This is a genomic window from Sphingobacterium sp. UBA5996 (assembly GCF_002429765.1).
GTDB lineage: Bacteria > Bacteroidota > Bacteroidia > Sphingobacteriales > Sphingobacteriaceae > Sphingobacterium.
In genome coordinates this window covers 21586-44945 of sequence record NZ_DJAS01000025.1, presented here as the reverse complement: position 1 = coordinate 44945, position 23360 = coordinate 21586, and the positions used below count along the sequence as shown (strand labels likewise).

General features: G+C 40.9%; 15 protein-coding genes. 5 read left to right on the top strand and 10 right to left on the bottom strand.

Features of this window, described 5'->3' with window-relative positions; translation table 11 throughout:
• The first annotated feature begins 258 nt into the window (after positions 1 to 258).
• Positions 259 to 2589: a TonB-dependent receptor gene (locus B3E00_RS19620; RefSeq protein WP_293884398.1), complete on the top strand. Its 2331-nt coding sequence runs from the start codon at positions 259 to 261 to the stop codon at positions 2587 to 2589.
• Between the two features lies 1 nt (position 2590).
• Complete coding sequence (locus tag B3E00_RS19615; RefSeq protein ID WP_293884399.1) at positions 2591 to 3772, top strand: PepSY-associated TM helix domain-containing protein; 1182 nt, start codon at positions 2591 to 2593, stop codon at positions 3770 to 3772.
• 141 nt (positions 3773 to 3913) lie between these two features.
• Here B3E00_RS19615 and B3E00_RS19610 read toward each other — a convergent pair whose 3' ends face one another.
• The 5 genes from B3E00_RS19610 to B3E00_RS19590 all read right to left on the bottom strand — a co-directional run bounded on the left by B3E00_RS19610 (position 3914) and on the right by B3E00_RS19590 (position 13763).
• Positions 3914 to 4639, bottom strand: a complete 726-nt coding sequence (locus tag B3E00_RS19610; protein ID WP_293884400.1) for a LytR/AlgR family response regulator transcription factor — start codon at positions 4637 to 4639, stop codon at positions 3914 to 3916.
• A gap of 75 nt (positions 4640 to 4714) precedes the next feature.
• On the bottom strand, positions 4715 to 6034 hold the full coding sequence (locus tag B3E00_RS19605) for a RagB/SusD family nutrient uptake outer membrane protein (RefSeq protein ID WP_293884401.1): 1320 nt from the start codon (positions 6032 to 6034) through the stop codon (positions 4715 to 4717).
• Between the two features lie 21 nt (positions 6035 to 6055).
• A complete protein-coding gene (locus B3E00_RS19600; RefSeq protein ID WP_293939749.1) occupies positions 6056 to 9394 on the bottom strand; it encodes a SusC/RagA family TonB-linked outer membrane protein in 3339 nt (1112 codons plus the stop codon).
• Positions 9395 to 9413: 19 nt separating this feature from the next.
• A complete protein-coding gene (locus B3E00_RS19595) occupies positions 9414 to 12017 on the bottom strand; it encodes a zinc-dependent metalloprotease (protein ID WP_293939747.1) in 2604 nt (867 codons plus the stop codon).
• Positions 12018 to 12401: 384 nt separating this feature from the next.
• Positions 12402 to 13763, bottom strand: coding sequence for a sensor histidine kinase (locus B3E00_RS19590; RefSeq protein WP_293939745.1), 1362 nt, complete (start codon positions 13761 to 13763; stop codon positions 12402 to 12404).
• 236 nt (positions 13764 to 13999) lie between these two features.
• Between B3E00_RS19590 and B3E00_RS19585 the strand changes: the two genes are divergently transcribed.
• Positions 14000 to 14533 carry a hypothetical protein gene (locus B3E00_RS19585; RefSeq protein ID WP_293939743.1) on the top strand — a complete coding sequence of 178 codons (534 nt, stop codon included), beginning with the start codon at positions 14000 to 14002 and terminating at the stop codon, positions 14531 to 14533.
• Positions 14534 to 14548: 15 nt separating this feature from the next.
• Here the strand turns inward: B3E00_RS19585 and B3E00_RS19580 are convergent, their stop codons facing one another.
• Positions 14549 to 14962 (bottom strand): NUDIX hydrolase, encoded by a 414-nt coding sequence (locus tag B3E00_RS19580; RefSeq protein ID WP_293939741.1) that lies wholly within the window; start codon positions 14960 to 14962, stop codon positions 14549 to 14551.
• 131 nt (positions 14963 to 15093) lie between these two features.
• Positions 15094 to 16236: an aspartate aminotransferase family protein gene (locus B3E00_RS19575; RefSeq protein ID WP_293888109.1), complete on the bottom strand. Its 1143-nt coding sequence runs from the start codon at positions 16234 to 16236 to the stop codon at positions 15094 to 15096.
• Between the two features lie 219 nt (positions 16237 to 16455).
• Between B3E00_RS19575 and B3E00_RS19570 the strand changes: the two genes are divergently transcribed.
• Positions 16456 to 17889 carry a PLP-dependent aminotransferase family protein gene (locus B3E00_RS19570; protein ID WP_293888111.1) on the top strand — a complete coding sequence of 478 codons (1434 nt, stop codon included), beginning with the start codon at positions 16456 to 16458 and terminating at the stop codon, positions 17887 to 17889.
• 303 nt (positions 17890 to 18192) lie between these two features.
• A complete protein-coding gene (locus B3E00_RS19565) occupies positions 18193 to 19191 on the top strand; it encodes a beta-ketoacyl-ACP synthase III (RefSeq protein ID WP_293884409.1) in 999 nt (332 codons plus the stop codon).
• A gap of 141 nt (positions 19192 to 19332) precedes the next feature.
• On the opposite strand, the gene B3E00_RS19560 is transcribed toward B3E00_RS19565, so the two are convergent.
• The 3 genes from B3E00_RS19560 to B3E00_RS19550 form a co-directional block, all read right to left on the bottom strand.
• Complete coding sequence (locus tag B3E00_RS19560) at positions 19333 to 21609, bottom strand: multicopper oxidase family protein (protein ID WP_209576749.1); 2277 nt, start codon at positions 21607 to 21609, stop codon at positions 19333 to 19335.
• 229 nt (positions 21610 to 21838) lie between these two features.
• On the bottom strand, positions 21839 to 22735 hold the full coding sequence (locus tag B3E00_RS19555; RefSeq protein ID WP_293939739.1) for a DUF3347 domain-containing protein: 897 nt from the start codon (positions 22733 to 22735) through the stop codon (positions 21839 to 21841).
• Between the two features lie 163 nt (positions 22736 to 22898).
• Positions 22899 to 23270, bottom strand: a complete 372-nt coding sequence (locus B3E00_RS19550) for a hypothetical protein (RefSeq protein WP_293939738.1) — start codon at positions 23268 to 23270, stop codon at positions 22899 to 22901.
• Positions 23271 to 23360 lie beyond the last annotated feature (90 nt).

The window sequence follows — 23360 nt, the reverse complement described above, 5'->3', positions numbered from 1 at the left end:
CGATGCCAATTTCGTTGCCTTTAGAATAAGTAAAATTCTCACACATCGCCTGATCAAAGTAAATCTAGCGAACAGATTATTTTTCCAAAAAATAATGATCTAATTTGATAGCAGACAGCAGTGCATTGGCTACTAAATTAGCCTTAAAATCCAACAATAACCACTAAAAAAATCAAAAAAAGAGCACATTGATGTTGTCACAATTATAAAATAAACTATATTTGCACATTAATTTATATTTGATCTAAATAAATTACCATGAAGAATAGAACACGCTATTTGATGTTCAATTGTGGAATCTTTTTGCTTTTAAGTGCTAAGCTAAATGCACAAGAAATATCCCTTGTTGTAAAAGACCGAGAAAATAAACCATTAAGGCAAGCGAATATCAAAGTTGATGGAAAGAGCGTAGGATATTCCAATCAATTCGGGCAATTCAATTTTGCAAAAAAAAGTTTAAGCAATACTATTCAATTACGAGTATCCTATACAGGCTTCTCTCCGGTTGAAAAAATGGTGAATTTAGATACCGTTCAACAACCCTTAATCATTCAGCTTAATTCTACCCAAATTTTAGATGAGATCATTGTAACAGCAGGACGTAAAGCGGAAAGCATCTCCACTGTACCTTCTTCAGTTTCTATCTTAACGACAAAGGAGATTGAAGCCCAAAGCCAAATCAGCACTAATCTTTCCACTATTTTGGGTAACACCATTCCTGGGCTTGGAACTGCGACAAACAAAGCAACCAATTCCGGCCAGACCCTCCGTGGACGATCTGTATTGGTTTTGATTGATGGAATTCCACAATCCACCCCCTTGATGAATGGACAACGTGATCTCCGCACCATTGACGCAAGCGTCATTGAGCGAGTTGAAGTCATCAAAGGTGCTACTTCCATCTATGGAAATGGATCCGCAGGAGGCATTATCAATTACATTACGCGCACCCCGTCAAAAGATGCTGCACCGATTCAGGGAATGACTAGTCTGCGAACAACATTTAATCCCGTAAACAGCGCGGGTACCATGGGATATCGCATAGGCCAAACATTATATGGTCAAAAAAACAAATGGAATTATACTGTAAGCGGTTCGGCCGATTACGTTGGACTGCAACGCGACGGCGACGGTGTCCCCCTTGGTCAGACTGACGGTCTTTCGAACACCTATCAATACAACGCATTCTTAAAGGCTGGTTACCGCATCGATAGTAGTTCTAATATAACGGCAGTGTACAACTTCTACAGAAGCAATCAACACAACAGATACATCAGCCAGGCAGGTATATATGGACAGACTCCTACGATAGGAGTAAAAGGCGAAGATCCAGGTAAACCGGCTGGAACTCCCTACAACCACAATGCCATGCTGACCTACAACAAAAACAATCTCTTTGCCTCCACATCTTTAACGGCGTCAGCGTACTACAATACGTTTCGCTCAATGAATCGTTATGTCGAGAAAGCTTCTGCATGGTATGGTCCGGGACAAACACAAATCAATTCGGAGAAAAAAGGATTACGCGTTAATCTCAACACGCCATTTCAGCTATTGGGATCCAATGCGGACATTACCTATGGTATAGACTTATTAAATGATGTGACAGATCAGAATCTGACTGATGGAAGGGTTTATATCCCCTATATGAATATGTTAAACATTGCTCCATACGCCCAAATTAAGATTGATTTCCTAGAAAATTTAATCTTTAAAGGCGGTGTACGCTATGAAAATGCAACCGTAAAAATCAAGGACTTCAATACCATTGCTACAGGACCCAATAACGAGGGAAGTATTGCTGTAAAGGGTGGAAAGATCCCTTACAAAGGAGCAACCTTCAATGCAGGCTTACGTTATAACAAATATGCAATTTTTAACCCCTTCATTAGTTTCTCACAGGGTTTCGCGATTAACGAACTGGGTCGTATCGTCCGCAGAGCAACAGATAATGACCTAGACAGCCTAAAAACTGATCCAATCATTACCAACAATTATGAAATAGGATTTTCAAGTAATTATAGTATTTTCCAACTATCCGCTGCCTACTACTACAGTACATCCAAAATGGGAGTCGAACTCGTTGATATCGGTGGTTACCTGATGCCCCAACGTCTGCCAGAGGATGTATATGGATATGAAGTTGCATTAAGCGCTAACATTTCACAGCAATTGACCATTGGTGGAACTTATGCCTATGTAGAAGGGAAATCCAAAAAGGACGACGGAACAAAGTCCTACCTCAATGGCTCACGTATTTCTCCCAAAAAAGCAACGGGATATATTTACTACACGCCAATCCAACCCCTTACCTTTCAGCTTTTTTGGGTACATACAGGGTCACGGGACAGATTCCTTCCCAACGAAAAAGGAATATACAAAAACAGCGAGGGACCGGTCAAATCTGTTGATGTATTTAATTTAAATAGTAACTACCATATCAATAAACAATGGTCTATTGGTATGGGAATAGAGAACTTATTTAATAAAAATTATTATCCTGTCGTTAGTCAATACCGTGCCCTAAATGAAGAGTATGTAAAAGGACAAGGGATGTTGGCCTCGTTTAACATCAACTATAAATTTTGATATGTTTAAAACTGTCACCCTTTGGTTGCATAAATGGCTCGGAATCATTACCGGTGTTGTCGTCACCATCCTAAGCCTGACAGGCTGTATATACACCTTTCAGGATGAGCTCAAACTAGTGGCTTATCCCGAAAAATATTTTATCTCCGACACCACTGGCCATCCAACCATTCCACTTCCTTTAAGCACGCTTATTCACTATGCACAGAAAAGCCTTCCAAAGGATGAGAAAATTACGCGAATTGACCTTTATCCAACCAAGAACCGCACTTGGGTGTTTCGTGCTGTAAAAACTGACGAAAACGCATTTGGTCACTGGAATTATTACAAATACTATAAACGCGTATTCGTCAACCCATACAGCGGGCAAGTACAACACGTTGAAAATTCAAAAACAGAATTCTTTCAGCTGACACTTCAGCTTCACCTTAACCTACTTTTGGGCAAGCGATTTGGCCATCCTATCGTCTCTTGGTCAACCGCCATCTTTATTATTATCCTACTTAGTGGCATCGTTCTTTGGTGGCCAAAAAAATGGAAAAGCAAGAATCTCAAGCGAAGTTTTTGGCTTGATACCAAAGTTAAATGGAAACGACTCAACCACGATCTGCACAATGTCATCGGTTTTTATAGCCTATTCATAGGATTGATTTTTGCCATAACTGGACTCGCCTTTGCTTTCCCCGGCTTTAAAAAGTCATACATCGCAACATTCAATGTATTGCACTCGACAACAGCATCTTCTGGGCGCATTTCACCTGTGCCATTACCTAAGGCAGAAAATCAGTTTCAGGACAATGCGTTGCGGTATGCACTGACAAATTATCCCACCGCTGAAATGATGTCTATACGATTGAAAAAAGATACGCAAACAGGAATGGATATTCAGGTACGCCATGATGAAAAACGAAGCGGGGTGTTTGATTGGCTCTATTTTGACAGAAGAGGCAATAATCTATACGAAATCAAGTCTAGCGAACAACTACACTACGGTGATAAGTTGGGCGCCCTTAATTATGATATCCACACAGGTAGCATAGGTAACATCTCAACAAAAATCATTGCATGCCTAGCTAGTCTCTGCTGTGCGTCCTTGCCCATTACCGGATATATCATCTGGATGAACAAAAGCAAAAAGAAGAAAAAGAAACGTTATCAACACAATGTTAATAAGTACTGTTAATAAATGTATTTTTCTTATAAACAGGTTTTCAACAACGTTATTAACATTATGTGGAAAAGTTAACCCAACATAGTTATCGGAATCAACAGCTCGTTTCGAATGAATATATCGGGTAGTAAGCTAAATTGATCCAAATCTCTATTATTGGTCAAGCCATCTTTGAAAATTTGGAGAGCGTTCTTCACTGACAATGACAACAATACTTTCAGGGGTTGGTGGTATTAATGCTAACTTGATCCGATTCCTGCTAATTTTTAACATGGACTGAATCGCATCGATCCGAACGAGAAATTTTCGATTGATCTGGAAAAAAACCATTGGGTCCACCTGGGTGACCAAATGGGTGATGGTATCTTCAATAATATATGCGATTCCCGATCCCTTTTCCACGGCATATAGCTCTTTGTCCTCCGCCATAAAATAAGCAATATCAGCAATAGCCAAGGACTTTAAAAAATTTCCGTACTTCACTAGAAACCGCTGTTTGAGTTGAGGTTCGATTTTGGGTAGTAATGGCTCAATACGATTCATTACCTGTTTCAGCTCATCAACGTCAAAAGGTTTTAACAAATAGGCATAACCTTTATTTTGATAAGCCTCCAAGGCATATTGTTCGTAAGCGGTCGTAAAAATAAGAGGAACATCAACAGCCACCTGCTTGAAAATCTCAAAGCTCAGTCCATCCATAAGGTGAATATCCATAAAAATCAGATCAAAATGCTGCTTATTGATCGCTACCACAGCCTCCTGAATCTCTTTTGCATTGGAAAAGGTAAATATAGTTTCGCCGTATAGCGAGTTCAGCATTTCCTTTAAACCAACGCAAGCCCAATCTTCATCTTCGACAATCAGTATTTTCCATCCCATGGGTTGAATGTAATAAAAAATCCATTTCCTTAAAAAGAAAATGGATTAATATATATAGGATTTAAAAAAAATCAATTATTTCAACAGATCGGGATTATTGTTGATGGCTTCCTGTGGATAACGAATGACATAACGAGGATCATTCTGCTGTAAGGTTACCGTTCTGCCGAAGCTACTATGGGTGATCGTCGGTCTGGTCGTCCGTTTTAGATCATACCAGCGTAATCCTTCAAGTGCCAGTTCGCGCTTGCGCTCCAACATGACCGCATCTAGCAATTGCTCCTTTGATAAACTAGCGTCAGCTTTAGATTCTGTGGCATATGCATCTGTGCTGAATCTGTTTTTCTTTAATGCCGAAAGATACTTCAATGCTTCTGCGGTATTTCCCAGACGAACGTAACATTCGGCCATAGTCAAATAAAGATCAGCATTTCTAAAACTCACATTGAAACGATTTTCACCGCCTTTGAGAGATACATAATTACTGCCACTTTTTTGGAAATAACGGCCTTTTCTCAAATCACCATCTGAGTATGCCGATAACAAAGAAGGCGAGATAAACGAGCTTGAGCGAACTTCAGGAACGGACACCTTTTCCAGAGCCATAATCATCTCTGCTGATTCAAAATCGTTCGGAAGTTGACTTCCAGCAACATTCAGATCAACCAGTTTGTCATTTATAGCCGAAGCTTTTTTAGCAGCATCAATCGCTTCCTGCCACTCTCCGCGATACAAATGAACACGTGAGGCCATCGCATACGCAGCGCGTTTACTAAAGCGATAATTAGCGCCTTTTGCCTGATCATCGACAGTCAGTAAAGCTGTTCCTTTTTCCATATCCGTCAGGATCTGCGCATAAGACTCACCAATGGTCGCGGGAACAAAACGTTGTTCCAGGTCAATCTTTGTCGATAAAGGAACACCCCGAAGCCCTGCATTACCCGCTGAATAGACCTCACTGTAAAGATTTAACAACTCAAAATGAGCATATGCACGCATCAGGTAGGCCTCACCTTTAATCTGATCTACCGTGGCATTACTTCCTAATTTTTCATCGATGGTGCTGATAATTTGATTGGTATAAAAAATACTGTTGTAAAATGCCAAATAGGGATAAGCGATTGTTGTTGCGTCAGGATTTTGGTCGTTCCAAAGATAGATATCTTTGGTTCTAGCGGCATCGGTTGAACTTTCATCCAACAATAGTTCATCCGTACGCAAGGACAAATAAGACTTATGTGTTGGAAACCCCACATAGCTACTTGTCATTAATCCCCTAAAATCACTTTCCGAAGCAGGGATGACTGTTCCAACCGGTTGTATATCTAAATATTTATTGCAGGATGTCAATGCACTTGCTGTCATGATCATTCCAAAATAAATTATCTTTTTCATGTTAAAAATCAATTAAGAGAATTAAAAACTTGCAGAAAGACCAAAAGCAAAAGATTTACTTATTGGTTGTGCATAATAGTTGCCGTAGGTCTCTGGATCAAAATACCCATCGTAATTTGCGCCGAAAACAAAGAGATTACGCCCTTCTACATTCACACGCAAATTGCTCGCACCAATTTTTTTACTTACTGCAGCCGGTAAAGTATACCCTAATCGAATACTATTGATGCGGACATAGCTCATCTTTTTTGCCCAGATATCATACTGCTTGAAAGAGTTGATCGGATCGTTGCTTTCCATCCAAGCATAGGCCATCCAACGATCATTGAATTCGGAACTTATGCTTCCCAAAGCAGGCATATTACCACCTTCTTGCAATGCCTTAAAAAGATCTGTTGTATAATTCTGCCCACGGTCTACCAAAGCCGGATTATAAGTCGGGGTACGGCTTACCCAACGCTCCAAATTAAACACTGCAGAAATCGCAAGGTCAAAGTTACCATAACGGAAACGGTTAGTCATTCCACCGATAAACTTCGGATCTTTACTACCCTTGTATTTAAATTTAGAACGGTATTCTGCAGCAGTCATATCGGTTTGCGAAGTATAGCCCGGTAAGAATTCTGCCCATGGATCGTATAAACCATAAAACTCTTCAAAACTTGAAACGGACCCATCCTGATTTCTAAATTGCATTACGCCATCTTTATCCAAACCTGCAGTTTCCAATACATATAAACCATTTATGGGACGTCCCTCCTGTGCCTCCGGCGCATACGCTTTAGGATCATTCATGACCTTTAATAATTTATTGTCATTATGTGCGATATTGAAATCCGTTGACCAAGAAAACTTATCTGTCTGAATCTGACGGCTTGAAATCGTCAACTCAATACCTTGATTTCGTGCTGACGCCCAGTTAACCTGAACATTCTGAAAACCATTTTCCAAAGGTAAGGCGCTGAAACCAATCAGGTCAGTACTTTTTCTGTTATAATAGTCAACAGTAATGTTTAATCGATTTTTCCATAAGCCCAAATCAATTCCGGCATTATAAGACTGTGTCCGTTCCCAACGAAGTTTGTCATTGGCAGGCATATCAACAACCACAGTTCCCTCGGTGTTACCCGGAAGAAGCGTGGTATTACCATAGTTACCGACGATAAAAGGATAGGTATTGCGGTCTACATTTCCCTGGATACCATATGAAGCCCGTACCCGCAAATCGGACAAGGCCGTTTTTCCTTTAATAAACTCTTCTTCTAGCACATTCCACGATCCCGAAAGCGACCAAATTGGTAAAAACCGATATTTTGGATCCACACCAAACATGTTTGAACCATCGTAACGAATGCTACCATTGACGTTGTACTTACGGTCAAAGGTATAAGTTGCATTCCCATAAAATGACGCATATGAGTTCTCAATAAATCCCTTTTTGTACTGAAGAAATCTTGAATCTGTTTGATAGTTACTATTTGGAAAAACAATGCTCTGGGTAGTCAAAGTCGCCGGATTGTAGCCAAATCCTTTGGTTGACACCACTTTATTTGTAGTACGTCGCAGCTCTGTTCCTCCCATCAATTCCAGCTCATGGCGATCGTTCCAGCTTTTGTTGTACTTTAAGTAAGTTTTCCAGTTATATTGAAAAATACTATTATAGTCATTTTCGATCTTACCTCCAGTAGGCAAGAAATACTTATAAGTTTTACTAGCAGCATCGTAATACCGTGTAGCAGCACGTAACTTGCGCGTATTATAACTCTCTTGATCGGCAAATTTTTCTGTGCTGTTTTCATCAAACTGCAAGCCAAATTCGGAGCGTAATGACAATTGTGGAATAATCGTATATTCCAAGTAACCAATCGCTTTCAGTGCCTTATTCGTTAAAGTATATTTGGTATTTTCCCTTTCTTCTATAGCATTGAAAGGAATATAGGTATCTTTTTCATAGCCCTCAATATCCGGATCATAGTTGAATCTACCAGATTGATCATAAACAGAAAGATATGGGTTAACCGAACGCACATAATAACTTGGGTTCGTAAAAGCATCTTGATCCTGAATCGGATTTTGTCTATTCGAAATCGATCCTAATACATTAATACCCGCCTTAAATCGATCGTTGATTGTAAAGTCGTTGTTTAAGGTAAGGGAATAACGACGAAGATCAGCTCCTTTAGTTGCTCCCTTTTCATCATAAAAACCACTGGACATATAATAGCGATGTCCGTCATTACCACCCGAAATAGATGCAGAATACTGCTGATTCAGCGCCTGACGGTACAATTCTTTTCCCCAGTCCGTTTGTTGTGCACGCAATTGATTGATCGACTGCTGCACTTCTGGTAACAAAGCGGCCAGACCACCCGAACGATAAGCATCCAATGCATCTGCTTTTTTTAGTATCCGCATAACAGCGCCCTTATCCGTACGATAATTTAAATCGGTGCGGTCGGCCATCAATAACTCAAAATCTACCTTCTCGTTAGCATCCATCAGATTGAGCTTACCGAAATCCGGACGTTGCGTCACAAAGGTATTGGCCGACACTTGCAGTTTTGCGGGCCCAGATTTACCTCTTTTTGTGGTAATCACAATGACTCCATTTGCCGCCCTCGCGCCATAGATGGAAGTCGCCGCTGCATCCTTTAATACCGTAATATCGGCGATATCGTCAGGATTGATACCCGCAATCGGAAGATTACTCAAGCTATTCAAATTGTCTTTGTCAATTCGTTTGGGCAATTCAGCTCCTTCAATCGGCATGCCATCGATGACCCATAATGGGTCTTGTGTGCCATTGAGTGATACCGTACCCCGGATACGGATCTGTGGGGCACTGTTTGGTCCACCATTAAAATTACTCAGCTGCAAACCTGCGACCTGACCAGCCAACATTTCGTCGATCGATGCAACTCCCGTCTGTTTGATATCAGCAACGTTGATTTTATTGTAGGCAGTCGTATTTTTACGTTTTTTGATATCGGTATAACCCGTTACAATCACCTCATCCAAAGATTCGCCGCTAGGCTGTAACAAAATGGTTTTATGATCCTGAAATACCGGTACCTGAATTCGCTGGTATCCGACATAGCTAATCGTTACATATTTTAAATTATTAGGCACTTTCAGTCGAAATTCACCTGCCGCATCGGTCAACGACCCCAATGCCGACTGCTGTACCTGATTGGGTACACCGATGTCCTCTGCTACTGCCGAACTTTCAACGACAACCGTCGCCCCCACGACCGGTTTTAACGTGACCGCATCCAGTACCTTTCCTTTCAGTTCCCTGGATTCCTGCGCATGCGCAACGTGCACACACATGAAGGTCAACGGTATTAAAAACTTATTCATTTTGGTAGATGTTAATATATTAGTTTAATTCTAAGGTATTTGCAATACGTAGTAAAAGATCCATGTAATGCGATTTTGTAATGGCATCACCAGTCCGCTGCTTTTGTTTCAGCAACTGGTAGATCTCATATAATTCAGCGCGCTTGTAGGTCAGCATATCGGACGTGCGCATCATACCGGTGACATGGACATTCCGAAGTTCAACTTGCGAAGAGGATGCATGTTGTGGATGCAAACATAGAGCAGGTCGTGTCGCTTCAACCAACTGCTCAATGCCTGCCAGTTTCTTCGCGTTTAACTTCTCCATGGATTTGTTTGTAGAGACCATCAGCACATCCACATAGTTTTGTTGAAGCATCCGTGTTTTAAGATCCAACGCTTGTCCACTGATGGTTTTTGCAAAAATTGTCTGACGTACAGAAGTCAGAAACTCAGGTGCACTCCATGCTTTTTGACTTCCAAAAAGATTTTCCATCTCAACCATACGCAGTAGACGCTCATCGTTCACAAGTTTATACAACATAGCGTATTGAAATTCACGTTGTAAGTTATAAGGAGCGTACTCAAATGGTCCAATCGGCGAATCTCTCAACGGAAAAGTTTTTGCCATCAGCGCCGGCACGAACAACCACTCGGGCATGTAAAAGACATTTTTCTTGAGGTATTCCAAAGCACGCACCTGTTTTTCTTTCGGCACTGGACTATATGCATCTTTTTGATCGCCCAAAACGGCATTTTCTAGATAGATACCCCCGATGTTATTTAAGACATGGTCCGCATACGCGTACCATTGACCGACAACCCCCATATATAATTTACCAGCACGGTAGTAATCATCGCCTACCTTAGTGGTCCAATTGATTATATTTGGCATCATACGACGCAGATTCAGCATACCATATTCACCAGCTTTCATGGCGTCATCACCAAGATCTTCCGATTGAGCCCGCGGATCAACGATATTTTTGGAATCCTGTTGCTCACCATAATGATAAATCGGATCGTGTACATGGTTATCAATTTCCTTTCTCAACAAAGGTATTTCATCCCAAGGCTGTGTTTTACCGTACCAGCGGTAGGCCCAGCCAATCGCATACTTGTCGTATGCACCGATCACCGGGGTAATCTGTTCTACACCATCCTCAGGTTGCGCTACATAATTGAAACGCGCATAATCCATGATAGAAGGTGCTGTTCCCCCCATTTTTGCGGTAAAGCTTTTACTACGTAATGAATCCACGGGGAAACTCGCCGATGCCCCCATATTATGCATAAGCCCCAAAGTATGGCCAATTTCATGGGATGATACAAAACGAATGGCATGTGCCATTTTCTCATCGGAAAAAACATTAGCACGTACTGTTGTATCGACGATGCCTGTCTGTATACGCATCCAGCTGTTCAGAATAGTCATAACGTTATGCCACCAGATCACATCAGCTTCCAATATCTCCCCCGAGCGTGGGTCAACGACGGATGGCCCCATCGCATTTGCCTGTGCAGATGCTGCATAAACGATAGAAGAAACGTTAGCGTCGTCCGGATCAAATTTGACACTGTCGGGCTGTTGTTTGGCCAGAATTGCATTTTTGAAACCAGCAGCTTCAAATGCGACCTGCCAATCGTGTACCCCATCAATGATTGCCTGACGCCATTGTTTTGGTGTCGCCGGATCCAAATAAAAAACAATCGGCTTCTTTGGTTCTACAAGCTCCCCCTTCAAATAGCGCGCTTTGTCTTCATCTTTCGGTTCCAATCGCCAGCGATTGACCAGATTTTTCTTATCCAGTTCTTGTTGTTTATCGTTAAAATACCAACGTGGTGAAGTGAAGAATCCAACTCTTGGATCGGCAAAACGCGCAACCATAGGTGTTTCTGGAAGCTCATACAGATTGCTCGTTATCTCTAGAGAAACTGGCATCGATTCATTCCCTTCAGTCACCTTCGTGGACAATACCGATTTCACAACGATATTATTCGAATATGATTTGATATCTTCGATCGTAGAAATACTGGTCTTAGGCGAAGTACCCAAGCCCAAAGAGGTAAACACATCCGTAAAGCTCTTTTCTGAACCATCAAAAACCTTGTTTACTTTTATTACTACAGCACTGGAGTCTTTGGAGTAGCTCTCGACTTTAAAGGATTCGATATAAGAAGGACGGTAATTATCATAAACTGAAGCCGCAATCGCATCACCCTTGGGTACTTCGACCTGTGGTTTAATCTCCGAAACCCACACTTCTTTTTTCTCCTTACGATGAGTAAAACGAATGACCTTATTTTCATAATTCATCCCTTTATTTACGCCGGCCTCATTCAGCGCCAATGGAACAGAAGATAACTTCTGAATCAGTAGAATATCTTGCCCCATCTTTTTCAATGGAATCTCAAAGTAGTAGTTATTTTCCTTACGGATCACCGTAAACATCCCACTGTCCACATGTGCATCTTTCAACAATTTGTCGTATGCCGCTGTAGAGTCTTTTTTGTCTGTCGAATCCTTGGCAGCAATAACCGTCTCTTTTTTTCTTAAACCAACTGTTTGCAATATGGCACAAGATTGCATTAGACCCGTTGAAAATAAAAGACCTACGGCTAGCTTTGTATAAGTGTTTTTCATCAAATAATTATTTTTAAGCTCACTTTCAAAGGCATAAATGAGCTCGTGGCACGCTATTTGTTTTTCACTGGTGGCGATGTAATATCAACCGAATATCCATTGTCTAACCAAAGCTTGTATCAGCTGAGGATAAGTTATAGTAGAAAGTAATTGCATCTATTCCATGAAGTCAATCCTAAATTGCACGCTATAAAGGCCTTGACATTTTATCGGATAAGATTAGGCTGATCACAAACTAAAACCACTGGATTAAGAGCCAAATTTGTTAAAAATATTGTAGAGAATAATACATAAAGGGATGAACACGTAGTTTAGCGGTATGAACACGCACGATAAAAACATGAACACGTTAGACACCTTCAATTTCATTACGCATATAAGGTATTATGCGAGTGGTAATCGTACAATAAATTGTCCCCCCTCTATTCCGAACTGAAAACCAGACATTGTATAATAAGTATAGATCGATGATAAATAATTGAGACCGTACCCCTCTCCTTCCGACTCTGCCCCCTGCCGAGGCTGCCAGTTGTTGCTAATTTCCAGCAAGTTGCTTTCCGGAATGTAGATTAACCGAATAGTAAACGGATTCTCTTTAGAAATACGAGTATGCTTTATCGCATTCTCAACAAGCATTTGCAAACCCAAACGGGGAATCTTTTTTTCCAATAATTCATTTGAAATTTGAATGTCCATATCATTTAATGCCGCCCCAAAACGCACCTGCTGCAAGAAGAAATAAGCTTTACCCAATTCCAGTTCCTCTCGTAGCGTAGACCATTCCGCCTCGTCTGTACGCAGCATCTTCCGATAGACTTTAGTCATCTTGCCAATAAAAGACTTGGCCAGTTCATCGTCTTTTCCGATTAAGTACTGAAGTGAACCAAATGTATTGAATAAAAAATGTGGATTGATCTGTTGTCTCAATTGCACAAGACGCATCTGCGTATATTCATTTTCCTGTTCCAAGGCCAGCAATTTCAATTGTTGAATTTTACGCCGCTCCACAACATTGAAGTAGATTAATGCCATAGCGACCAGCATCAGCCCCACACCGAGCAAGATACTATAAGTCAACAATTCCTGGATTTCCTCTTCGATGCTCAACAACAGAACATACACCTTAATTTCACCACCAACAAAAAGAATGTTAGAAGGATAAGAATTGACCATTACGTCCAGCTGAAGAAAATCAGACTGGACAATTTGACCTTGTTTTGAAAATGCAGCAGTATTTCTTCGTCCCCACCTCCTATTATCTGGAGAATACACACAGATACCGCGGTCGTCATAGATCTCAAAGTAAGCGCGCCTTCCAAAGTTGAGTTTTGAAAAATAAGCATTCAGCCGTTCAATATCCATGTAAATATGATACAGCCGATGATGTATTGTCCGGGTACGTAACAATGTTAGCATCCTGTTGCCCACATCTTCAACCTGACCCACAGGGATAATGACCAATAAGGAATCCCCACTTTCTTTTGGATCGAAAACGGGTTGTTCCAATATCTTTTTCTCAGAAAGGTACAGATCTTGCTGCAACAATTCTAGTTGCTTCTTGACAAGCAACATATTCTCATCAGCAAAATCAATCAATATTCTTTTCTTAAGACGATCAACTTTATGATGGATAATACCGAGCAGTCCTCCCCCTACCAGCAGCAGCAACAACAAACAGACAATCAGGATAATACTATTTTTCTGCTCGCCATTTTTAAATCGAAATTTCACGGCACAAAAATACATGAAAAATTTTAAAGCGTATGCAAACTACCTCACAAGAAAGACTTTAACAAAGCCATGTATCCATTAATGCCGATCGATTCCCACTGCTCTTTCAAAATACAGGCCGCAAAGAATTAAAAAAAAACGCTAATTACTTTTTGTAAATTTAGTCGACCAAAATAGGGCTTTAATTAAAACATGCATTAAAATAACAAAGAGAATTATTATCTTAATAGCGTAATTAATGATTTGACACCATGAGACATACACTAATTATTTCATTGGCAGTGCTATCGGTCTGCTGTTGGTCCAGTTTCAACAGTCCGAATGATCAGCGAAATCCTTTATATGGCAAGGTATTCAGAGAGATCAATGAGATTGCCGAATTAAAATCCTACAAGTATTCAACTGGTGCAATCGTCGAAACTGGCGAGCATCCGCAGGGAGACCACCGCTTTGCTGCCGGCTATTTTACAAATGCAAAAAATGGCATCTGTATTCTAGAGGAAGTGCTACCCGATGAAAAAGCAGGTAAAGGTAAAGTAAAATACATGATTTTGGACACCATCAATATTCAAAAACTTAAACCCGACCAACAACTTAGCTTATGTAACTGCAAACAAGGTGATAAACCAAATACAGAAATTATAGCCATTAGTCATGTTGATGAAGACAAAGAATATTTCAACACCATCATCACAGCATGGCGAATAGATACCCAAAACCAGAAAATTGTCCGTTTAAAAGATACAAAAGGGATCAGCTGTCTCAATGAAGGTTATGGGATATAAACACAAATGGCTATTTTAAATCAATCCATCAGCCTTTAGCTTGTCAAACACATGCAAAACACCAATAACCTGGACAGATTCCTCCAGGTATTCCTGGTGTGAAAAATAACGAACGGCCCCAATCTCATTACTGGGTTCTATCGGCTCTGTTAATGGATATAGAAAACATTCCTGTTCCATGATAACCTCCGGTGCAAGCCCGTATGCCGAAGCTGTTATATGGCAATAATAGGAGATTTTATCCGGATCCAGATTAATATTTAGCTCCTCCAAAATCTCCCGACGGAGAGACTGCAAAGCTTCCTCTCCAGCATCAATTTTGCCGCCTGGCAGATACCACGCCTTTCTATTGTTGCTATATGCCAATAGTAATTTACCCTCTTTAATGCTCACTAAACCCGCTGTAGGCAAAGTTTTTTTTGTTTTCATGAATTTAAATATAAGCTAGTACTGATCGAAAAGATAAATTGAAATTAATTCTTTTACGACATTTATCAAAACACGACAGTCAATTTTAAGGATTCCCCCCTAAAATTCTTGAAAAATCAATCAATGCACCGTTAGTAGGATGATCTATCTTTGTGCACGAGCTTCCGCAGACTCTTCAGAAAAGTCTCTGCGTCATTCCGGGTGAAACACAACGGTGGTAACAAACGGAGCGTATAGCGTCCGGCATACCCCGTAAAAACCTTTTCAGAAAACAGCAGTTCTTCCCGTAGTCGTTTAATGTCGTTTTCAAATTCTACGCCAATCATCAGGCCTCGGCCTCTCACCTCACTCACGCCATCTATTGTCCTCAATTCTGTTAACAAAAATTCACCTACAGCAGCCGCATTGTCGATCAATTGTTCGTTATGGATAACATCCAATACTGCTAAAGCCGCCGCGCACACCACCTGACTGCCACCAAAAGTAGTCCCTAATTGTCCCATCACAGGCTTTATCTTTGGAGAAATAATCGTGGCTCCCATGGGAAGTCCATTTGCAATTCCTTTGGCAACAGTAATCAGATCGGCTTCTATCCCAGCATGCTGATGTGCAAAGAAAAGCCCTGTACGTCCATATCCACATTGAATTTCATCCAAAATAAGCAACGTACCCGTTGCTGTACAAATTGATCTCACTGCTTGCAAGAAATCAGGACTTGCCTGATGGATTCCTCCAACACCTTGAATAGGTTCAATAATTACAGCGCAGTATTCTTCTGTTTCCAATTGTTTTTTCAAACTGGAGATATCATTGAAGGGCGTGAAAACAAACTGTTCACTTTCATTTAATGGCGCACGGATAGATCGAATATCCGTTGCCGAAACTGCCGCTGAGGTCCTCCCATGAAACGCATTGGACATTGCTAAGACTTTCCTCCTCCCCGTATGGAATGAAGCCAACTTCAGTGCATTTTCGTTTGCCTCAGCACCAGAATTACTAAAAAAGACAGCATAGGTCGGATAACCACAAGCTAAGCCTAGGCGTTGAGCAAAACGGTCCTGCAAGTCATTCTTAACCGCATTTGAATAAAATCCAATCTTATTGATCTGTTGTAAAACCTGTGCGATAACATGGGGATGACTATGCCCAACAGAAATAACTGCATGCCCGCCATATAGATCCAAATAGGACTGCTGCTGGTCATCATACACAAAGCAACCTAAAGCGCGTTCGATTGCAATATCAACTTTCTCAAAAACTGGAAATGGTTTCATGAATCAATTCGTATTAATAAAACTCAAAAATCAGCTTAAATATACTTTACGTACTAGTCCAAAAAGGTTATTTACTACTAGTCCAGCCGACGCGGACAACCAAGCAAATAACTCATCTTAAAAACAATAGCTTAGCGCTGATCTCGCGCGCGACATCCTGTATATTTTAATCCTGCTGAACAATCGTATCTTTGGATAATTACCCGATATGAAAGCCCCATGCTTAGACCTTGGAATTTAACAATAGACATTGACAGATCTTCTGCAAAAGCAATTTACATCCAAATAGCAGATAATGTTGCCGCAGCCATACAATCAGGCAGGCTGCCGAGAGGAACGGCCTTACCGAGCAGTCGATCACTTGCAGCGCAGCTAAAAGTGAACCGGAATACAGTAATTGAGGCCATACAGTTGCTAGTCAGCGAAGGTTGGTTACTTAGTCAACCGCGTAGAGGTATATTTGTTGCAGCACAATTACCTTATGGCTCCAACCTATATACGGAACAAAAGATAGCATGGTCAGATCATCAGGCTCCCCAGCGCATCATCTTCGATGACGGTAATCCAGACAGTAAAATTGCGCCGGTAGAGCAGCTTGGAAGAGCTTATCGTCAACTATTTAAACGCAGTGCACGCTGGAAAATGATGGGTTATGCCGATCCGAGGGGCCATATTGATTTTCGGCAGGAAATCGCAAACATGCTTAACATCGAGCGTAACATGCGCATCAATGAAGATCATATCTGTATCAGTCGGGGTAGCCAAATGGCCATGTATCTTGTTGCCCAATGCTTGTTACAGCACAATGACTATATTTTTGTGGAATCTCCAGGATATCATTCGGCCTGGAAGATCTTTGAAAAAGCTGGTGCAAAATTAATTCCTATCCCAGTAGATGAAAATGGGCTTAAGGTTGAGGAGCTGCTACCACATCTATTGAAAAAGAATCCCATCAAGGCTTTATACCTTACCCCACATAGACAATATCCAACCACCGTCACATTAAGCAAAGAACGCCGTGCTCAATTAGTTGAGCTATCCAACAAATATAACTTTGTAATCATCGAAGATGATTACGATTACGAATTTCATTTTGAACAAGCCCCCTATTACCCGCTCGCCTCACAGCCTGAACTGATCAATAATGTTTACATCGGCACGTTGAGCAAAGTGGTTGCGCCAGCACTCCGTATCGGTTATCTTGCAACGAGAAACGAATATCTGCTCCAGCAAATTACCGAACTCCGATCCATCATCGATATTCAGGGAGACAACATCATGGAGCAAGCAGTGCTCGAGCTCATTCAGGATGGAACCATCCGTAGACATATCCGAAAGGCAACACAGCTGTACAAAAAGAAACGTGATTTTATGGTCGCCCAATTGGATAAATTTCTACCGGATCATGTGGAGTATACATCCCCTAAAGGAGGATTGGCCATATGGCTATCCCTTAAACACCAAATCAACTGGGCGTTGTTATTCCAAAAACTAAAGGAAAAATCAGTACATATACCGCATCCCGAAAATTACACTAAAGAACGTACATTTGGTGGAATACGACTCGGCTATGGCTCTTTATCGGAGGAACTGATTAAAGAAGGAATTACGATTCTGGCCGAAGTGTTGGAACAGTCAAAGCTTCAATCCTAATCAATTTCAATTAGTCGTTTGGCTAGACCATTTTCCAATTTGGACGAACGTCATTAGATTAAAATTCTGAAAACACAAACACATTCAATATTTAATTTCGCCTCATTAAAACCGTTTAGAAGATTAGTATAGGCAATACGTAAAAAACAGTTAAAAGTGTTGCTAAAAGGTAATTATTTTGTCAAAAATCATTTTTTTCACTTATCAATCGCACAAATTAACCGTAGTTTTACAGTGCAAAAACGCACAGAGCTATTCCAATTGGATAGCGATACAATAAGAGAGAATGGAGTACATTAATTTATGACGGAGAGAATACCCAGCAGGCCATATGCCGCAATAACCGGTATTGGCGGATATATTCCACCGAATAAGAGATCAAACACAGATTTAGAACAGTTTTGCGATACATCCGATGAATGGATTATCAAACGTACAGGTATTAAGGAACGAAGAATTTTAGAAGAGAATCTTGCCACATCAGATATGGCTGTAAAAGCGATACAGAATCTGGCGGAACAATATCATAAAAACCTGAAAGATGTAGATGCGCTCATTGTAGCGACTTCTACACCCGATATGCCGATGCCGGCAACAGCCAATATTATTTTAGAAAAATTAGGGCTTTCTCATGTCTGGGCTTTTGATGTCAACGCAGCTTGCTCTGGATTTCTATATGCCCTGGATATGGCTGCTGCTTTGGTGGAGACAGGACGTTACAAAAACGTACTTGTTGTAGGAGCCGATAATATCAGTACATATGTAGATTTAAAAGACCGATCAACCAATATTCTTTTTGGGGATGGTGCTGGCGTTATCTGGCTGGAGCCTTCATTAGAAGGGGGTATTATGGACGCTTATCTTTGCAGTAACGGCGCGGGAAAAGAATTTTTAAAAATAGAGGCTGGTGGTTCTTTGTATCCCATCGACAGTAATCTTCCTGTAAATGACAACAGATTTCTGAAACAAGATGGTAAAACTGTATTCAGACATGCTGTACAGTCTATGAGCGATGCGTGTACTACGGTGTTGCAACGCAACAACCTACAGATTGAAGATATCAGCTGGTTAATTCCACATCAGGCCAATCAGCGGATCATCGATGCTGTTGGACGTAGCCTTAATATACCAGAAGGCAGAGCTCTAAGTAATATAGAATACCTAGGAAATACGATTGCTGCCACAATTCCATTATGTATTTGGCAAAATATTAAAAAATTAAATACAGGTGACTTAGTCATGTTAACCGCCTTTGGCGCAGGTTTCTCTTGGGGAGCCAGCCTATTTAAATGGATGATTTAAGCATTAAAACTTTTGTCGTCATAAAATTCACACTATGATTAAATGCCAGAGATTTCTGATTTCTGGCATTTTTTATTTTCTCTTTTAAAAATCAGCTGTTCTGTTTCCATACTAGCGATTTCGCCTATGCTGATCTACCCCTTAATAATTTAACGACAAGCCTACACCAAACCCCATATCACTATCATAATGCGTTCTAAAGGCCATATTTTTGGTAATGACATAGTTTAGCCCCATCATATATTCACGATCTGAATTGACCATAAAATCACCACGGATCCTTCTGGAGATCGGAATATCTTCACGCATCAGTTGCAGTCGTATAATGCCATCGTGATAAACCTCTGCCTGAACGTTAACTAGCATGGGCAAAGTATACATAAAACCTAAACTTAGCGCTTTGCGGCTATCTTTTTTATTTGCCTGTCCGAAAATATTTGTTTCATGTTCATCCTCCCCCATACGACGGTAACGATAATCAAAGCCTACAAAAGGCATAAACCATTGCATCTTCCCGAAGAATCGGCCTAAATGGGTTTCCACCTCATAACCGTGCATATCATTATAGCCCAATCGCCATTCCGAGCCAAGCTGCCAACGTGCATTCTGAAACATTGCCTGCCCATCATTTCCATTTGTCGCAAAATCATTTTGCGCCATGAAATGCGTCATATTACTTTCCATTTGCAGTTGTTTATAGGCTTTGGTTTTGTTCGGAAGATAGGGGTTTTGGTAATCCCCAACAGCAAAAACTCGATTCATACCAGCCATCATATGGTACAAAATGTGGCAATGAAAAAACCAGTCCCCCTCTTCATTGGCTAAAAATTCGATCGTATCGGTCTCCATAGGCATAACATCAACCACATTTTTCAGCGGCGCATTAGCTCCTTTTCCATTCAGCAGGCGAAAGTCAAAGCCATGCAGATGTATGGGATGACGCATCATTGAATTGTTATAGAGGGTAATGCGCAATACCTCACCCTTTTTTACAGGTATCTTATCCGTCTCAGAGAGAATTTTGTTGTCCATGCTCCATACATAACGGCTCATATTTCCGGTAAGCGTAAATTTGAGATCTCGTATGGGGGCTTCTTTTTGGAATTCAGTCGCCTGAGGAGACTCTAGCATCGCATAGTTCAGCGTGACAATATTACCTAATGCATTGGCATTATAACGATTGGGATCTTCGTCCATGTTCATTTGTCCATGATCCATACCGCTATGTTTATTGTGATCTTCTTTTTTCTTTCCATCGCCTGTAATTTCGGGATACATCACCACATTCATATCCATCTGATTCAGACTCATCTTCATGCCCATATCATTGAGATCGCCATTCATCTTCATCATGTCGTTCATCATCTTCATTCCTTCAAAATATTTAAGGCGGGGAAGTGGGGAGATCAACTGTTTGATACCATTACCGATAAAATAGCTTGTAGATTGTGTGCGATCTTCCGTGGTTGCCATAAATTCATAAGCTGTAGCTTCATTTGGGATTGTTACAACGACATCATAAGTCTCCGATACTGCGATCATTAATCGATCGACCTCCACTGGTACCACATCATTCCCATCATTTGCAACAACGGTAATTTTACCACCTGCGTAGCGCAGCCAAAAATAAGACGAAGCACCACCATTGGAAATTCGTAAACGCACTCTATCTCCTGCTTTCAATGCTTTACCATTCACCGAATTCAAATCCGTGGAATGAGCCCCGTTCATCAACACCTTATCATAATAAACGTCACTGACATCCATCGCAAGCTGACGTTTCCATTCATTCGTGACTTTCGTCTTAAACTTTCCTGCTTTAATAGCTTCAACGTACGATTGTGTTGAACCTTTTTTTATCGCTGCCCAATCGTTTGCTGTATGCAGCATCCGCTGTATATTGTCTGGATTGTAATTTGTCCATTCACTCAATATGACGGGAATCGTGGGTAAATCATCAATTCCTTTTCGGAAAGTCTTATCATCAGCACGCTTGTTGAGAATCAGGCTACCATACATACCGATCTGTTCCTGCAGGCCTGAATGCGAGTGATACCAATGTGTACCGTGCTGGATTATCGGAAAACGATAGGTGTAAGTTGAATTTGGTTTTATCGGTTCCTGCGTCAAATGCGGTACGCCGTCTTCTTTGTTCGGCAAAAAAACACCATGCCAGTGTAGCGAAGTACTCTCTTTTAACTCATTGTGAACAATAATCTCTGCCGTATCCCCTTCTGTAAAAGTCAGGGTAGGCATCGGAATCTGTCCATTTACAGCGATTGCCCGTTTTGATTTGCCGGCATAATTGACGATTGTATCCCGTACATAAAGGTCGTGACGAACCACTTTCTGGGCCAGCACCGTCAATTGCGCCATCAATAGTAAAACAACGGTTAATATATTACTCTTTTTACTCATCTTAATTCATTTACTTAATTAGTATTCTGTTACCCATAGGTCCTACCCCATACTGATAGACCAACCTCACACCCGGATGCCCCGTGATCAGTGGTGTAACTGACAAACTTATCAACAAAATCAATATTAAATAGTTTATCCAGACTTTTGTATCACTGCGAAGTCCTACACCACGTACAGTTGCCATTCTTCAAGCCAACCAATATGAAAATAATCCATAGGGAGGCGATTAGTTTAACGTTTCTACCGTGCTTCCACAACCGATCATTTGCGCCCCATAGAAAGGATTTTTTATCGCGTTCTCTTTACTGAGCCAATGCGCACCCTTGCCATTATCATACATGGGACAATGCTGATAATAAATAGGTCCATCCAATTTACTCACCTTGAGAAGTTCATAAAAAGCGTTTGAAAGAGAAGCAAAAGTCACGCGTTGCTTAGCCACATCTTTATTTTGGGCGATGCCCGATGCATCAGATGCTAAGCTATTCATCACCTTCATCCAAACCGTATGTTCAGCATGCGTAAGCTTATTCATATCGACTGCTTTGATCGCTTCCTTCAACGCGGTGGCTTTGACTGCAGCTCCCTGTGCGTCGGTCTTCACCAAAGCATCTTTTAGCCCCAAATAATGGTTTGCCAACTGGCCAAACGCTGTCTTCTCTTTTTCAGGTTCTGTTATCTTCGAAGGGTGAACACGGGAAGCATTATTTGCTGTTTGGCCGCCCTGATTGTGCTTATTATGATCGACCTGCTGTTCAGCTCGATTTTTTGATGCTGGTTTTAGCACGCGTTCATATTGCTCAGCTTTAGCCAATTGCGCATAGACATCATCTGGAGCCAGGAACTTTTCATTGTCGAAGCCTGCCAATGCTATACGCTTAAGAACTTCATCAGCACTTGTTTTTGAAGGATCATAAGTAATAGATGCTAGTTTGGATGTCGGATCCCAGTCAACGATCGCAGTGTGTCCATCGCTGCCAACTTTTTCAATTATCTTTTTAACAGCCGTAGTGTTTCCGAAGATCTTTACTGTGGCTGTCTTTGCATTTTTAATTTGTCCATATGTATATTGAGTGGATAGTAATACCGAGATTACCAAACCAAGTAATGAAATTAATCTCATGATTATGATATGTTGTATATAAATGAATACTGATGAAAATTACGGTACAGCAATCAATAGATGTATGCATTGAATCCGATAGATCCAAAGGGATTTTCATAAGCTAAATAAATCGGGCTCGGACAGAAAACCTATCCAAAAAGACATAGCATGGGCTATCAATCTATTGTTGAGCGAGCTGAGGAGGCTGCCAAATGGATATATATATATCTGTACAAAAAGGTTGCTTATAGCGCGCATAGGAGCTTGAAGCATCGGCATACGCCGGTAAAATCTGCGGAGCTTCGATTACTGACACAATAAAACGATATTGAAAGGAGACACGGCAAGACTTTTCTCCACAGCGCTTACTGCAGTCATCTACCCGATCGTCTGAAGCCGCCGACTCTGCTCCATTATCTTTACAACAATCGACGGTTGCTGTGTCTCTTGTCTTTTGCGTTTCATCAAGACAACATGATTTTTCTTCCTGACTGTTTTTTTCCGACGGCGCATGGCAGGCAAATAACCTATTTGGAGCAAAAAAAAGTCCCATAATACAGATTATAAATACGATACCGCGTTTTGTCCACATAACGGATTGAAATTTTCCAAGTAACTATATACGTTACTTCTGAAGTAAATG